14 protein-coding genes are annotated in these 13,986 nt (G+C 62.6%); 3 read left to right on the top strand and 11 right to left on the bottom strand.

From position 1 onward, the window contains the following. Positions 1 to 40: 40 nt before the first annotated feature. The 8 genes from ACM6JM_RS01595 to ACM6JM_RS01630 all read right to left on the bottom strand — a co-directional run bounded on the left by ACM6JM_RS01595 (position 41) and on the right by ACM6JM_RS01630 (position 8,093). A complete protein-coding gene (locus ACM6JM_RS01595) occupies positions 41 to 1,324 on the bottom strand; it encodes an NAD(P)/FAD-dependent oxidoreductase (RefSeq protein WP_039770885.1) in 1,284 nt (427 codons plus the stop codon). Positions 1,325 to 1,471: 147 nt separating this feature from the next. After that, on the bottom strand, positions 1,472 to 2,836 hold the full coding sequence (locus ACM6JM_RS01600; protein WP_103386505.1) for a glutamine synthetase family protein: 1,365 nt from the start codon (positions 2,834 to 2,836) through the stop codon (positions 1,472 to 1,474). A gap of 424 nt (positions 2,837 to 3,260) precedes the next feature. Further along, entirely contained in the window at positions 3,261 to 4,604 is a 1,344-nt protein-coding gene (chrA, locus tag ACM6JM_RS01605; protein WP_414881206.1) for a chromate efflux transporter, read from the bottom strand. A 391-nt stretch (positions 4,605 to 4,995) separates the two neighbouring features. Beyond that, positions 4,996 to 5,457, bottom strand: a complete 462-nt coding sequence (gene moaE, locus ACM6JM_RS01610; RefSeq protein WP_285414341.1) for a molybdopterin synthase catalytic subunit MoaE — start codon at positions 5,455 to 5,457, stop codon at positions 4,996 to 4,998. A 3-nt stretch (positions 5,458 to 5,460) separates the two neighbouring features. After that, complete coding sequence (locus ACM6JM_RS01615) at positions 5,461 to 5,712, bottom strand: MoaD/ThiS family protein (RefSeq protein WP_007957033.1); 252 nt, start codon at positions 5,710 to 5,712, stop codon at positions 5,461 to 5,463. Beyond that, the gene (gene moaC / locus ACM6JM_RS01620; RefSeq protein ID WP_039770876.1) at positions 5,709 to 6,194 is read right to left on the bottom strand and encodes a cyclic pyranopterin monophosphate synthase MoaC; all 486 of its coding nucleotides are present in this window, start codon (positions 6,192 to 6,194) and stop codon (positions 5,709 to 5,711) included. The genes ACM6JM_RS01615 and moaC overlap by 4 nt, the downstream gene beginning before the upstream one ends. Continuing rightward, the gene (gene fdhD, locus ACM6JM_RS01625; protein WP_414881207.1) at positions 6,191 to 7,033 is read right to left on the bottom strand and encodes a formate dehydrogenase accessory sulfurtransferase FdhD; all 843 of its coding nucleotides are present in this window, start codon (positions 7,031 to 7,033) and stop codon (positions 6,191 to 6,193) included. The genes moaC and fdhD overlap by 4 nt, the downstream gene beginning before the upstream one ends. Before the next feature lie 160 nt (positions 7,034 to 7,193). Then, the gene (locus tag ACM6JM_RS01630; protein WP_039770870.1) at positions 7,194 to 8,093 is read right to left on the bottom strand and encodes a LysR family transcriptional regulator; all 900 of its coding nucleotides are present in this window, start codon (positions 8,091 to 8,093) and stop codon (positions 7,194 to 7,196) included. A 298-nt stretch (positions 8,094 to 8,391) separates the two neighbouring features. Between ACM6JM_RS01630 and moaB the strand changes: the two genes are divergently transcribed. After that, positions 8,392 to 8,931, top strand: coding sequence for a molybdenum cofactor biosynthesis protein B (gene moaB, locus ACM6JM_RS01635; RefSeq protein ID WP_039770868.1), 540 nt, complete (start codon positions 8,392 to 8,394; stop codon positions 8,929 to 8,931). Continuing rightward, entirely contained in the window at positions 8,928 to 10,133 is a 1,206-nt protein-coding gene (gene glp / locus ACM6JM_RS01640; RefSeq protein WP_414881208.1) for a gephyrin-like molybdotransferase Glp, read from the top strand. Before moaB ends, glp begins: the two co-directional genes overlap by 4 nt. Positions 10,134 to 10,139: 6 nt before the next feature. Here the strand turns inward: glp and ACM6JM_RS01645 are convergent, their stop codons facing one another. Together ACM6JM_RS01645 and ACM6JM_RS01650 are read right to left on the bottom strand one after the other, a co-directional pair. Next, the gene (locus ACM6JM_RS01645; protein WP_080770647.1) at positions 10,140 to 10,937 is read right to left on the bottom strand and encodes a MipA/OmpV family protein; all 798 of its coding nucleotides are present in this window, start codon (positions 10,935 to 10,937) and stop codon (positions 10,140 to 10,142) included. 100 nt (positions 10,938 to 11,037) lie between these two features. Further along, the gene (locus tag ACM6JM_RS01650; RefSeq protein ID WP_414881209.1) at positions 11,038 to 11,526 is read right to left on the bottom strand and encodes a GFA family protein; all 489 of its coding nucleotides are present in this window, start codon (positions 11,524 to 11,526) and stop codon (positions 11,038 to 11,040) included. A 354-nt stretch (positions 11,527 to 11,880) separates the two neighbouring features. On the opposite strand from ACM6JM_RS01650, the gene ACM6JM_RS01655 reads away from it, so the two are divergent. Continuing rightward, on the top strand, positions 11,881 to 13,266 hold the full coding sequence (locus ACM6JM_RS01655; protein WP_414881210.1) for a hypothetical protein: 1,386 nt from the start codon (positions 11,881 to 11,883) through the stop codon (positions 13,264 to 13,266). 99 nt (positions 13,267 to 13,365) lie between these two features. Here ACM6JM_RS01655 and ACM6JM_RS01660 read toward each other — a convergent pair whose 3' ends face one another. Then, positions 13,366 to 13,986: a DNA-3-methyladenine glycosylase family protein gene (locus ACM6JM_RS01660; protein ID WP_039770861.1), complete on the bottom strand. Its 621-nt coding sequence runs from the start codon at positions 13,984 to 13,986 to the stop codon at positions 13,366 to 13,368.

The following is a 13,986-nucleotide window of genomic DNA, read 5'->3' on the forward strand; positions in this document are numbered from 1 at the left end:
GGCAAAAAAGGCCCCATCACTGGCGATGGGGCCTGTTCGATCAGCGCAGTTTTTCCAGCATCTGGTAGTACCACATGCCCGCCGCCAACATCGGATTCCCCAGCAGATCGCCCATCGGCACGCGAATGTGCGAGCACGCGGCAAACGTGTCGAACTGCTGCATCTGCCCGGTGATCGCCCGGCTCATGATCTCGCCCATGATGTGGGTCGTGGCGATGCCGTGGCCGGAGTAACCCTGGCAATACCAGACGTTGTCCGAAAGCTTGCCCAGTTGCGGGATGCGGTTGATGACGATGCCCATCGCGCAGCTCCACTGGTAATCGATCTTCACCCCTTTGAGCGCCGGGAAAGTCTGTTCGATGCACGGCCGCAGTTCGCCGGCGATGTCTCGTGAGTCCTTGCCGCTGTAGTTGGCGCCGCCGCCGAACAGCAGGCGCCCGTCGGCGGTGAGGCGGTAGTAATCAAGGACGAAGCGGCAGTCGTAGACGGCGAGGTCTTCAGGGTTGATCTGTTTGGCCAGATCGCCCAATGGTTCGGTGGTGACGATGCCGCCCATGGCCGGGAAGATCTTGCCCTTGAGCTGGCCCGGCTCGAGTTTGTGGTAGACGTCGCCGGCCAGCAGCACCTGATTGGCGTCGATCCGGCCGTGGGCGGTGCGCACGCCAGGGCTGTCGCCGTGAATGATCTCCAGCACTTCGCTGTTTTCGAAGATCTGCGCGCCGAGGCTTTGCGCCGCCCGCGCTTCGCCGATGCACAGGTTGAGTGGGTGCAGGTGCATGTTGCGGGTGTTCTTGATGGCGCCGTGGTAGAGCTCACTTTGCAGCAGATCGCGCACCTGGCTGCGGTCGAGCAGACTGACCTCATCGCCCATGCCTCGGCGCACGGCTTCGTCGTAGTCGCTGCGCAAACCGGCCATGTGGCTCGGCTTGTAGGCGGCGTGCAAGTGGCCGTGCTTGAGGTCGCAATCGATCGTGTATTTCTCGACCCGTTGCTTGATGATTTCGTGGCCGCGCCAGCGCAGGTGCCAGATGAAATCATCGACCTCATCGCCCAATGTATTGCGCATCTGTTTGCGCATCGCGCCGTCGCCGGACAGGCTGCCGGTGACCTGCCCACCATTGCGCCCGGTGGCGCCCCAGCCGATCTTGTGGCTTTCGACGATGGCGACTTTCAGGCCTTTTTCGGCCAGTTCGACGGCGGTGGCGACGCCGGTGAAGCCTCCGCCGATGATCACCACATCGACCTGGTGCCGGCCTCGCAGGGTCGGGTAGTCGGTGTCGCGGTTGAGGGTCGCGGTGTAGTAGGAATTGCTGCGTTGAGTCATTTCAGTGTCCACACAAAATTCGGGAGGCAGAGTGCAATCCTTGTGGGAGCCAGCCTGATGGCGATGAGGGCCTGTCAGACACATGGATGGTGAAGGACACACCGCTATCGCCAGCAGGCTGGCTCCCACAGGGTTCAGTGGGAGGCGTCAGGCCTCTGTGAGGTACCAGCGCCAGTCCTGCTCACCCACTTCGGCCATGAACTGCCGGTATTCCGCACGTTTCACTGCCAGATAGACCCCGAGAAACTCCTGCCCCAGCGCATCCCGCGCCCACGCCGAATTCTCCAGCGCCGTAAGCGAGGTCAGCCAGTCGGTCGGCAGCAATTCTTTCGCCTGCGCGTAACCGTTGCCTTCCACCGGTTCACCCGGATCGATGTCTTCTTTTATCCCGCGATGAATGCCCGCCAGGATCGCTGCCGCTGCCAGATAGGGGTTGGCATCGGCGCCGCAGATGCGGTGTTCGATGTGTCGGGTGTTGGCCGGGCCGCCGGGCACGCGCAGGCTGACGGTGCGGTTGTCGACGCCCCAGGTCGGTGCCAGCGGTGCGTAGCTGTTGGCCTGGAAACGGCGGTAGGAGTTGGCGTTCGGACAGAACAGCAGCAGCGAATCGAGCAGGGAGGCGAGCATCCCGCCAATCGCCGTGCGCAACAGCGGGGTGCCGGCCGGATCCTCGGAGGCGAACAGATTGCGCCCCTCGGCATCGGCGAGGCTGACGTGCATGTGCATGCCGGTGCCGGCCAGGTGATCGAACGGTTTGGCCATGAACGTCGCCTGCATCCCGTGCTTGTGCGCTACGGCTTTGACCAGCCGTTTGTAGCGCACGGCCTGGTCCATTGCTTCCAGCGCATCGCCGTGTTCGAGGGTGATTTCCACCTGGCCCGGCGCGTATTCCGAGATAGCCGTGCGCGCCGGAATGCCGTGCAGTTTGCAGGCGCTGTAGAGGTCGGCAAGGAACGGTTCGATCTGCTCCAGCTCACGCAAACCGTAGACCTGCGTGTGTCGCGGTCGCCCACCGTCGGCATCCAGCGCCGGTTGCGGACGACCGTTGTGATCGCGTTTGGCGTCGAGCAGATAGAACTCCAGCTCGCAGGCCATGACCGGGTGGTAACCCTCGGCTTTCAAGCGGTCGATGACCTTGATCAACAGATGGCGCGGGTCGGCAATGCTCGCCGGCATGCCTTGTTCCGGGTGCATGCTGACCTGCACCGCCGCAGTCGGAATCTGCCGCCACGGCAGGCGCACCAGACTGCCTTCCAGCGGGTAGGCGCGGCAGTCGATATCACCGACGTCCCACACCAGGCCTGAGTTTTCCACGTCTTCGCCATGCACAGTCAGACCGAGGATGGTGCTCGGCAGCGGGCGACCGCTTTCGTACACGGCGAGCAGTTCTTCGCGGTGCAACAGCTTGCCGCGCGGCACGCCGTTGGCGTCGAGGATGAACAGCTCGATCATGTCGATGTCGGGGTTCTGCTCGAGAAAATGACGGGCGTCTTCAATGGCTGCGAATTTCATAATCAATCACTCACGATGGCGCCGCACAGGCGCGCAGATTCGGGCCGGACGCAGCTCGGCAAAAGGCGCGGGCGTCCTGGCAGGGATATCGAAAAAAGAGGGGGAGCTGTCGCGATTTTTACCGGCGCGATCAGACGGGCAGGCAGATATCCGGCGGGCGTGCGGAGTGACGCAGCTTGGAACGGCTCAGGGCCATGGGGAGATTGACGATGCGATTCATGCGCGGCCCCTGTGAAGAAGGGCGCGCAGTGCAGAGACGTTCAACGATTCTGATTGTTGGAGTGACGTGCTCATGACGCGTGTTTCCGTTGGCGGAAAACGTCGGCGGCGGGAGCGTCCCGCCATGCCGGTGTGGCTGGATAGTAAGGGGGAATCCCCGGATAAGTAAACGCCTGTTTCCGCAGGCGTTGGCGTGCACCCCGGTTCAGCGCAGCAGGTAAAACCCCAGCCCGACGAGGGCGCAAACGATCAACACCTCGATCACGCCGCGCTTGAAAAAGAACAGGGCGAGGGCGGCCATGAGGGCCAGCACGATCGAGAACACATCGGGCTGACCGGTAAAACCGGCGGGCCAGAACACGTGGTAAGCAAAGAAACACGCCAGATTGAGGATCACCCCGACCACCGCCGCCGTGATCGCGGTCAGCGGCGCGGTGAACTTCAATTCGTTGTGGGTCGACTCCACCAATGGCCCGCCGGCGAGGATGAACAGGAACGAGGGCAGGAAGGTGAACCAGGTCACCAGCGTCGCGGCCAAGGCTCCGGCGGCGAACGCGTGTTCCGGACCGAACGTCGGTTGCACGTAAGCGCCGACGAACCCGACAAACGCCACGACCATGATCAGTGGCCCCGGCGTGGTTTCGCCCAGGGCCAGGCCGTCGATCATCTGCGTTGGCGTCAGCCAGCCGTAATGTCCGACCGCGCCCTGATACACGTAGGGCAGCACGGCATAAGCACCGCCGAATGTCAGCAGCGCCGCTTTGGTGAAGAACCAGCCCATCTGCGTGAAGGTGCCGTCCCAGCCGAACAACGCGGTCAGCAACGCCATCGGCAGGCACCACAGCAGCGTACCGATCAGCGCCAGACGCAGCAGCCTCGGCAAGTTGAACCGCGCATGTTCGGGCGGCGGTGTGTCGTCATCGATCAGCGCCGGGCCGAAGGATTTTTCGCCGCCGCGATGGCCGCCGTTGCTGAACCGCTGCGGCGCCCAGCGTCCGCCGAAATAACCGATCAATGCCGCGCCGAGCACGATCAGCGGGAACGGCAGGTTGAAGGCAAAAATCGCCACGAACGCTGCCCCGGCGATCGCCCATAACCAACTGTTCTTCAACGCTCGCGAACCGATGCGATGGGCCGCGTGCAACACAATCGCGGTCACCGCCGGTTTGATTCCGTAAAACACCCCGGCTACCGCCGGCACATCGCCGAGCGCGATGTAGACCCACGACAGAGCGATCAGAATCAGCAGCGAAGGCAATACAAACAGCACTCCGGCCAATATGCCGCCAGGGGTTCGGTGCAGCAGCCAGCCGATGTAAGTCGCCAGTTGTTGGGCCTCGGGGCCTGGCAGCAACATGCAGTAGTTGAGCGCATGCAGGAAACGTCGCTCCGAGATCCAGCGCCGGCGCTCCACCAGTTCCTGATGCATGATCGCGATCTGCCCGGCGGGGCCGCCGAAGCCGATGCAGCCGAGTTTGAGCCAGAACGGCCAGGCCTGGCGCAGGGTGATGGGTTGAGGACGGGGCAAGTCTTTTGGCGTTTGGCTCAAGTGTGGCTCCTGAGTCGAGTTGTGGTGGAGCGGCTATCTAATCAGGCTTTTGTTAAGGAGTGGTATCGAGATTGCAGCCCTCACCCCAGCCCTCTCCCGGAGGGAGAGGGGGCCGACCGAGGTGTCTTGCGTCATACATCGACCTGAAGAATCGAGTCGATTATGGATTCAGCACACCGCCCTCAGACGGGCATCCGGATTCAACACTATGCGTTCAGTTCAGTATTCGGATTCGGCAAACTGCCCTCAGACTGGCATTCGGATTCAGTCCTATGCGTTCAGACCGGCATCCGGATTCAACGCTATAGGTTCAGGTCGGCGTAGTACTGCAATATCCCCGGGTCGGTTCCCTCTCCCTCTGGGAGAGGGCCAGGGTGAGGGCTTTCGGTCTTCAGGCATGCGCCAGACTCCAGCGAAACGCCGCATTCTGATCACTCTCCCGAGCCTCGACCCATTGCGAACCCTCCTGGGTAGTCTCACGCTTCCAGAACGGCGCACGCGTTTTCAGCACATCCATGATGAACGCACAGGCCTCGAACGCCGCATGCCGATGCTTGCTGCTGACGCCAACGAACACGATCGGTTCGGTCACCGACAACGCACCGACCCGATGCACAATCTCCACCGCCAATAGCGGCCACCGCTCGCGGGCCTGTTCGGCGATCTGCTCCAGAGCCTTTTCGGTCATGCCCGGATAGTGCTCCAGAAACAGCTCGGTCACCGACTGCCCGACGTTCAGATCCCGCACATAACCAATGAAATTAACCACCGCGCCGACCCGTGGATTGCGCGCATGTAAATCCGCAATCAACTGACCGACATCGAAGCTTTTACGCTGGACTCGAACACCCATGCCTCAACCCCCCGTGACTGGCGGGAAAAACGCGATCTCGTCGAAATCCTCGATTGCCTGATCCGGCTGACACAGCTCCTGATTCACCGCGCACATCAGGTTGCCGGCGCCGAGCACTTCACGCCAGACATCGCCGCGCTGCATCAGCATCTGTCGTACATCCTCGACACAAGCGAGGGTGTCGCTGGCCGGGATCTTTTCACCGCCCAGATTGAGCCGGTCACGGTAGCTGGCGAAGTAGTTGATCAGAATCATTGCGGGTTCTCCCATTGAAAGTGGCCGGAGCGGCCGCCCTGTTTGCTCAGCAGGCGGATGTCGCCGATGACCATCGCCCGGTCCACCGCCTTGCACATGTCGTAGATCGTCAGTGCGGCGACGCTGGCGGCGGTCAGGGCCTCGAGTTCGACGCCGGTCTGGCCGGTGAGGCGGCAGGTGCTGGTGATCTGTACGCGGTCCGGTTCGCAGGCTTTGAGCTCGACGTGGATCGAGCTGAGCAGCAGCGCATGACACAGTGGAATCAACTCATGAGTGCGCTTGGCCGCCTGAATCCCGGCGATCCGCGCCACGGCGAACACATCGCCCTTGGGGTGGCCGTTGGACTGGATCATTTGCAGGGTTTCCGGACGCATCTGCACCCAGGCTTGCGCGGTGGCTTCGCGGCGGGTGGCGGCTTTGTCGCTGACGTCGACCATGTTGGCGCGACCCTGATCGTCGAGGTGGGTGAGGGTGTTGCTCATGCGGTGGGCTCCTGGATCGGGCTGTAGATTCGCGGGGCGTTGCGGTGCGGGACGTGGATCAGGTTCAAGCGGTGCTTGAGCGCCCAGCGCACGGTCAGCGCGGTGGGGGCAGACAGGCTGACGAGGGTGCCGAGGCGGGCGCGCACGGCTTTGTGAATCAGTTCGAGGCTGCAACGGCTGGTGACCACGACGAAGCCCTGACGCGCATCGAGACCTTCGAATTGCAGGGCGCCGATCAGCTTGTCGAGGGCGTTGTGGCGGCCGATGTCTTCGCGGCACAGCAACGCTTGGCCGTCGGCGTCGAAGTACAACGCCGCGTGCAGGGCGCCGCTGCTGCGGGCCAGTTGCTGGGCCTGTTCGATGCGTTGGCGGATCCCCTCGAAATGTGCGGAAGGTGGCAAGGGTGTCGGGGTCAGGATCTCCAGTTGCGGCAGCGCCTGCTCAAGGGCTTCCACGCCGCAGAGGCCGCAACCGCTGGTGCCTGCCATCTGCCGCCGGTGATCCTTCAGGGCCCAGAACGCGCGGCTGGAAATCTGCACGTCGGCCTGGCAGGCCTGGTCGAAATGGGTCAGGCGAATGTCGTGGATATCGTCGAGGCGGTCGACGATGGCGTTGCTCAGGCTGAACCCGCGAATGAAGTCCTCGATGTTGCCTGGAGAGACCATCATCACCGCCTGATTCAGGCCGTTGTAGCTGATGGCCAGGGCGATTTCCGCCGCCAGCGCCGCGTGGGACACCGGCGCGTCGTCGAGGTATTCGCGGTAGGCCACTTGCGCCGGTTGTGGCGCGGGGGCGTTGGCGTCGCCCGGTTCGATGAGTTGTTCAACTTGGCACAGCATCTTGAAAGTCCCACGAAGCGCTGAAGTGGGTTCAGGCTACGGGGCAGGGAAAAGTGCGTCCAATCGCTTGTTCCGATGCAGTGATTGGATTGGTCGATGACCGCAGGCGCACCTGAAGTCGTTGCACCGAAGTGCAACGTTTCAGGCAACTTGGGGAGGGTTAAACGGCAGGCGCCTCGATCCCGAACATCTTGCGCGCCTCGGCAAAACACTTCTCGGCAATCGCCGAGCGCGGTTCGGTCTTGCGCATCACCAGCCCCAGCGGCGCGAGCACGCTGGCATCCGGCAGGTTAATGAAAGCCAGATGTTCGATCGGCTCTTCCAGCCCGCTGTCCAGCGGCATGATCGAGCAGCAGAAGCCCTGGTGAATCGCCTGCAGCAGTTGATAGGTCGAGTCGCTTTCCAGGATCGGCTGCGGATTCAACCCGCGACTGCGGAAACTCAGGTCGATGGATTTGCGGTAGTGCATGCCGGTAGTGATCATCCCCAGCGGCAGTTCGGCGGCGTCTTCCCAGCTCATTTCCGGGCCTTCGAAATGGAAGTGGCGGGTGTCGTAGAGCAGGCCGACGCGGGTTTCGCCGATCTCGAAGAACTCGAAATAGTTCGGGTTGACGTGGTCCAGATAACACACGCCCAGATCCAGCTGATTGTTGCCCAGGCCTTCGATGATCTCGTCCGAACTCAGCGACGACAGGCTGTACTTCAGCTCCGGATAAGTCCCGGACAAACCCTGAATGTAATTCACCGGATTGAAGTTGCTCAGCGGCACCAGCCCCAGGCGCAGGCTACCCACCAGTTGCCCCCGGCAGGCCGCCGCTTCGGCAAACAGCCCGTCGTGAGCGGCCAGCAACGTGCGGGCCCAGGCGAGGACGCGCTCGCCGGCCTGGGTGAAACCTTCGAAGCGCTGGCCGCGATTGACCAGCACCAGATCCAGCTCGTCTTCCAGATTGCGCAGGCGCATCGACAGGGTCGGCTGGGTGATGTGGCAGCGCGCGGCGGCCTGGCCGAAGTGGCGGGTTTCGTCCAGCGCGATCAGGAACTTGAGTTGTTTGATGTCCACGACGGCACCTGCTCGATAAGGAACTTTGATTGAGTATTGACGCAGATGCGTACAGCGCACGGAAAGCGCAGGGAACGACGATCCCATTGATGGTTTTTTTCGTCCAATCGGCAGTGTCTAAGAGCCTATCGAGGATTTCGATGACGCCCGGTTTCATTGGGCCGGACAGTGGTCGAGGGGCTGAAAAAAATCACCGATAGAGCAGGTCGATAGTGTGGTTGGCCAGAGTGATTAGACAGCTCTCACAAGCGGCACTTAGGCTCGTCACCCACTGAATTGACGACGGCCGGAGAGTGCCATGAGTGTGAAATCGGATGCCTTGTTCGTTCCCCTGAATATTGCCGTGCTGACGGTCAGCGATACCCGCGATTACGCCAGCGACACCTCCGGCCAGTTGCTGGTCAGCCGCCTGCTGGAGGCCGGCCACACCTTGAGTGAACGCAACCTGCTCAAGGACGACCTGTACAAGATCCGCGCCCAGGTCGCGCAGTGGATCGCCGACGACGGCATTCAAGTGGTGCTGATCACCGGTGGCACTGGTTTCACCGGTCGCGACAGCACTCCGGAAGCCGTGGCTTGCCTGCTGGACAAGCAGATCGACGGCTTTGGCGAGCTGTTCCGCGCCATCTCGATTCTCGACATCGGCACCTCGACCGTACAAAGCCGCGCGCTGGCCGGCCTGTCCAACGGCACGCTGGTGTGCTGCCTGCCGGGCTCCACCGGCGCCTGCCGCACCGCGTGGGAAGGCATCCTCGCCGAACAACTGGATAACCGTCATCGCCCGTGCAACTTCGTTCCGCACCTCAAGCCGGTGCAAGCCTGCGGGCCGCGCGGATGAGCAAGCCCGGGTTGATGCCGGTCGAGGACGCCCTCGACCAACTGCTGGCCATGGCCAATGAACAACGTCTGCCGGACAGTGAATCGGTGCCGCTCAATGAGGCTCGCGAGCGAGTGCTGGCCAGCGATCTGGTCGCTACCCTCGACCTGCCGCCGTGGCCGAACAGCGCCATGGACGGTTATGCCTTGAACCTTGCCGACCTGCATCGCCAGCCGTTGAGCGTGTCACAGCGGGTCTACGCCGGGATGGCGCCGGACGCCTTGCTCTCCGGCACCTGCGCACGGATTTTCACCGGTGCGCCGTTGCCCATGGGCGCCAATTGCGTGGAGATGCAGGAAAACGTCGAGGTGCTTGAAGACGGCCGCGTACATTTCCTGCAACCGCTGAAGGTCGGCCAGAACATCCGTCCCCAGGGCCAGGAGAACCGCGTCGGCGACACCTTGCTGCGCGCCGGCAAACGCCTCGGCCCGTTCGAGCTGGCCGTCGCCGCAGGGCAGGGCATGACCCATTTGCCGGTGGTGCGTCGTCCGCGCGTGGCGTTGCTGTCGACCGGTGATGAGCTGGTGGAGCCGGGTCAGCCGCTGCGTCCTGGCAGCATCTACAACAGCAACCGCACCTTGCTCGACCACTGGTTGCGGGAACTGGGTTGCGAAGTGATCGACGCCGGGATTCTGCCTGATCGCCCGGCGCAGACCCGACTCAAGCTTGAGCAGTTGCAAGTGGCGGCCGATCTGATTCTGACCACCGGCGGCGTGTCTGCCGGTGACGCCGATTTTCTCGGCCAGGTGCTGCGCGACAACGGCAAACCGCTGCTGTGGAAACTCGCGATCAAACCCGGTAAACCGCTGACGGTCGGCCATTTTGGCTCGGTGCCGGTGATCGGCCTGCCGGGCAATCCGACCTCGGCGCTGGTGACCTTCGGCCTGCTGGCGCGCCCGTACCTGCTGCGCATTCAAGGCGTGGAAGAGGTGATGCCGCTGAGCTTCACGGTCAACGCCGGCTTCGATTGGCCGAAACCCGGCAGCCGTCGCGAATACCTGCGCGTGCGTCTGGAGGGCGGTCAGGCGGCGCTGTATCCGAACCAGAGTTCCGGGGTGCTGCTCGGCGCGACCTGGGCTGACGGGCTGGTGGAAATTCCCGAGAACAGCACCTTGCGGGTCGGTGATCCGCTGCGCTTCATCCCGTTCAGCGAGCTGTTCTGAGCGCGATCAGAAGCTGTAGACCACTTGCCCGGCCAACGAGGTCTGCAACCGGCGCTCGACAATCGGGCTGTCGGCCGCTTCGTGGCTCAGGTACTGCACCGCCAGAACGGTCGATACGCTCCATTGCTCATCCAGCGGCAACGACCAGGTCAGATCCGCACCGCGACTGACCAGGCCACCTCGGGCGTTGTAGGCCCGGAACTGGCTGCGCGAGGCCTGGGTGTCGCTGACGCCGTACCAGGTGCGCATGTAGTTGCTGTCGCCGAACTGGCTGTTGAGGCCGCCGGTAACCTTGCCGTAACGGCCTTCGTAGAACGGCGCGCTGATGCTCAGCTTGAGGCGGTTCCACGACGAGCCGGTGTCGTGGTCATCGTCGTCCTTTTCCAGCGCATGCTCGAAACTCGCGCCGAGAATGATCGGGCCCATGTGATAGGTCCCGTCGAGCCCGATCACCGGGCGCGACTTGATCGAACCCATGCCGTTGAGCTCGTCCGAGCCTTTGAATCCGGTCTTGCGATCCTTGCGCACGTCGCTGGCGCCGACGTAGACGCTGAGGCCGAAATCCTCTTCGTCGAAGCCCCAGCCGAGGCCTCGGCTGCTGTCGAGAAACACACCATAAGGGCTGACGATTTCGACCCCCACCAACGGCGCCACCACCCGTTCATCACTGCCGCTGTAACGCGGCGCACTGGCCGCCCCGGCACGCAGGGTGGCGTGCCAGTCTTCGGCACGCAACGAATCGCCCGGCAGCAGCAGGCAGAGGGAAGTCAGGGACAGCGAAAGTGTGCGTAACGAAACCGGCATGGGGCACCCGAGGGAAGATTGGATGCGCCCATGCTAGTGAGGGGGCGGCCGGCAATCTTTGGCAGCTTTGTCGGGAAACTGTCAAAGACTGTGAAGGCGGTTATCGGCTCAGTCCCAGCCGTTCGTGCCACTGGGCGATGGACTCTTCGGGATAGACCTCGAATTGTTGATCCTTCTTGCTCGCCTGCACTTCGACCCACGGTGCCTTCGAACCGAGCATCAGGTGGGTATGTTCCGGCGGCACCGGCAACGGCGTGTCGATGGCCGAGGCGAACGGGTGGATCAGCTCCGGCCATTCCGGGCTGAACAGCCACAGTCCGCTGCCGCACAACGAGCAGAAGTGCCGTTCGGCGCTGCTGCGGCGGGCGCGGGCATCGCCTTCGTCTTTCATTTTCGCGTGGTAGATCGTGATGTGTTTGCGTCCGCGCACCGTGAGGCTGGCCGCGTCGCCGCCGAGATTGATCGCATAGCCGCCACCGCCCTGGGTCTTGCGGCAGATCGAGCAGTAGCAGCGCTGATAAGGGTAGGGGTGGGCGCTGTCGAGGGTGAATGAAACCGCGCCGCAGTGGCAGGAGCCTTCGAGTTGCATGAGTGGCCTCCGGTTGGGCTGAAGTCGTTCGATTCAGCCTAGACGAGAAGATCCCGGGCGCCCGGAGCGTCAGTTGTATCTTTACCCCGCGCCGGTCTGGTGCTGGAAACTCGGCGCAAGGGCAGGCGTGGTGATGGATCACACAATCAGGGCGCAGAAACATCTGCAGAACGGCCGCAGACGCTGTTGGCCGGAGCGCGCCGGGAATCAATTTGAAGCGGTTTGTGCGTGGGTGGGTGTGGTCGGAGTCTGGTAGCCTTTTTTCGCCATGTAGATGAACCGGCAATGACGCCGAACACCGGCCGGCTTCAGATTCACAGGATTTGATCCGGCCATTTATCAAGGAAGTTGGATATGCCAGTCAAACCGCCAACCAAGGGTGCAGGCCCGGTTGATGTCCATTTTAAACCGCCCGCTGATGGCGCGGTGTCGGGGCCGACGATTCGCCCCGGTGGCCACTTCACGCAGCCAGATCCACCCGCTTTTTCCGGAGGCTCAAGGGCCCCGCATGACCGCACTGGAGAGGTCGTCAGTCCTCCGGCTTCGATCACTGTTCACGAGGCGCAGCCGACGATTGAAATACCCGCCTCCGGGCAACAGTCGTTGGAGGCCTACCACGTCCCGGGGGCAGGCCGGCTGACGGAGATCGATGCCGATGGCTTCAGGACGTTCAAAGGGCGCCAGTTCGCCGAATTGCCCGATCAGGCCATCGTCCAGGTCAGTGCCGATCCGCAGACGGGGTTGTACCGTGCCAGGCTGGCCAGCGAACTCAATCCTTCCGGCCCGGTTCTGGAGCGCGATAGCGATGGCAGGCGCTGGCACCCGCTTCAAGAGTTTGACACTGACCGTTTTCGCACCCCGGACCCGCGCAGTGAAGTCGACTCGCCCCTCGAGACAATGCCTCACCCGGAAGGTGACGAAGGGCGCAGTCGTCAGGACGCTTCTGACGACGAGTTCGAGCTGGCTTCCGAATCAATGCAGATCAAGCCTTACACCGAACAGGAACTGGCGGCCATGCGTCACGAGGTGCGCTATTCGTTCCGGGCCAATCGTCTGGCTTCGTACGACCGCACCAACAACGGCAAATACCCGTTGCGCGATCCGCAGGGCAGGCCGGTACGGATTCGCAAACTGGAAACGCTGGTGACCCTGGACACGGGGGAGCGATATCGTTCGGAGCCGATCAAGCCTTACATCAAGTTCGAAGGCTATGAAGACGTTGCCAGGCTCTATGAAGAGAAACTCGAGCTGCGTACTTTCACCAGTGCCGACGTGAAAGTACCCGGCGAGAAAGCGCTGATCGGCCAGCTTATGGTGGTCGCGAACAAGCGAATCACCAGAGGCGAGGCGCTGGGCCTTTACGGCGGAACGATCAGCCGGGCAGGGCTGCTGCGGCCAGAGGAGCAGACGTACACCATGCTCGCGGGCACTTATTTGCATTACGGACCGGGAAGGTTCATCGAAGAGCCCCTGGTGGTCATCGGTGACAATATTGTTTCGCGGATCAACACGAACTTCGAATATGACGCCGCCGACAAGCCAGTCAGGCAAGCGGCGGGGGGCTATAACGTGAACATAATCGGGTTCAAGGTTGAAGCAGACCTGCAGATCGGCACCCGGTTCGAACGTCGGCGTTATATCCTGAGTGCGCTGTTCGCCGCGGACGATATTCCGGCGGGGACCGAGTTGCGCTGCAAGTACAATTATTCGGAACAGGACATGAAGCTGCTGTTTCCATGAGAAAACGGCGTGCGGCCGACTCCCTGGGGAGGAGCGAGATGAACGGCTCCTCACCTCGGCCTGTCGAAACATCCGACTGAACAGGGTAATGGGGCAAGGTCAGAGCGCCTTAGGCACACGCCACAGGTACCACGCCGCCACCGTGCGAAACGGACTCCACGCCAATCCGATGTCAATCATCTGCTTGCGCGTCGGCTGCACCTCCAGCCCCTTCAACCGCCGATAGCCCTCGCGTACGCCAAAGTCATCCGCCGGCAGAATATCCGGCCGCTCCAGGCTGTAGATCAGCAACATCTCTACAGTCCAGCGGCCAACCCCGCGCAGGCTGACCAGACGCTCGATCAGCGCTTCGTCCTCCATCACCAGCGCGCTCGAGTAATCCGGCACCACACCGTCCAGGGTCGCCTGGGCAATCCCCTGAATCGTCGCAATCTTGCCCGCCGAAAACCCGCAACTGCGCAGTCGGTCGAAGTCTGCCGCCAGAATCTGCTCGGGACGCGGAAACGTCTGCCCGGGAAACAATCCCACCAGCCGCCCGACAATCGCATCGCCCGCCTTGGCGTGCAGTTGCTGATAGGCAATCGCCCGCACCAGCGACTCATACGGATCGCGCGTCGGATGCGGCTGATGTAGACAAGGGCCTATGGCAGCAATGTGGCGCTGCCAGTCGGCGTCGAGGCTGGCCAGAAACACGCTGGCCGGTTGGTAGGGATCGGGCAT

Origin of the sequence: Pseudomonas sp. IT-P2, from assembly GCF_949767575.1 — a bacterium.
Classification (GTDB): domain Bacteria; phylum Pseudomonadota; class Gammaproteobacteria; order Pseudomonadales; family Pseudomonadaceae; genus Aquipseudomonas; species Aquipseudomonas pharyngis.

Bases quoted from the DNA above. Each gene is read 5' to 3' on its own strand.
- moaB (WP_039770868.1), top strand. From the start codon at position 8,392: ATGAGTGTGAAATCGGATGCCTTGTTCGTTCCCCTGAATATTGCCGTG.
- ACM6JM_RS01660 (WP_039770861.1), bottom strand. From the start codon at position 13,986: ATGCCCGATCCCTACCAACCGGCCAGCGTGTTTCTGGCCAGCCTCGAC.
- glp (WP_414881208.1), top strand. From the start codon at position 8,928: ATGAGCAAGCCCGGGTTGATGCCGGTCGAGGACGCCCTCGACCAACTG.
- ACM6JM_RS01600 (WP_103386505.1), bottom strand. From the start codon at position 2,836: ATGAAATTCGCAGCCATTGAAGACGCCCGTCATTTTCTCGAGCAGAAC.
- ACM6JM_RS01650 (WP_414881209.1), bottom strand. From the start codon at position 11,526: ATGCAACTCGAAGGCTCCTGCCACTGCGGCGCGGTTTCATTCACCCTC.
- moaC (WP_039770876.1), bottom strand. From the start codon at position 6,194: ATGAGCAACACCCTCACCCACCTCGACGATCAGGGTCGCGCCAACATG.
- ACM6JM_RS01645 (WP_080770647.1), bottom strand. From the start codon at position 10,937: ATGCCGGTTTCGTTACGCACACTTTCGCTGTCCCTGACTTCCCTCTGC.
- ACM6JM_RS01595 (WP_039770885.1), bottom strand. From the start codon at position 1,324: ATGACTCAACGCAGCAATTCCTACTACACCGCGACCCTCAACCGCGAC.
- ACM6JM_RS01655 (WP_414881210.1), top strand. From the start codon at position 11,881: ATGCCAGTCAAACCGCCAACCAAGGGTGCAGGCCCGGTTGATGTCCAT.
- ACM6JM_RS01615 (WP_007957033.1), bottom strand. From the start codon at position 5,712: ATGATTCTGATCAACTACTTCGCCAGCTACCGTGACCGGCTCAATCTG.
- moaE (WP_285414341.1), bottom strand. From the start codon at position 5,457: ATGGGTGTTCGAGTCCAGCGTAAAAGCTTCGATGTCGGTCAGTTGATT.
- fdhD (WP_414881207.1), bottom strand. From the start codon at position 7,033: ATGCTGTGCCAAGTTGAACAACTCATCGAACCGGGCGACGCCAACGCC.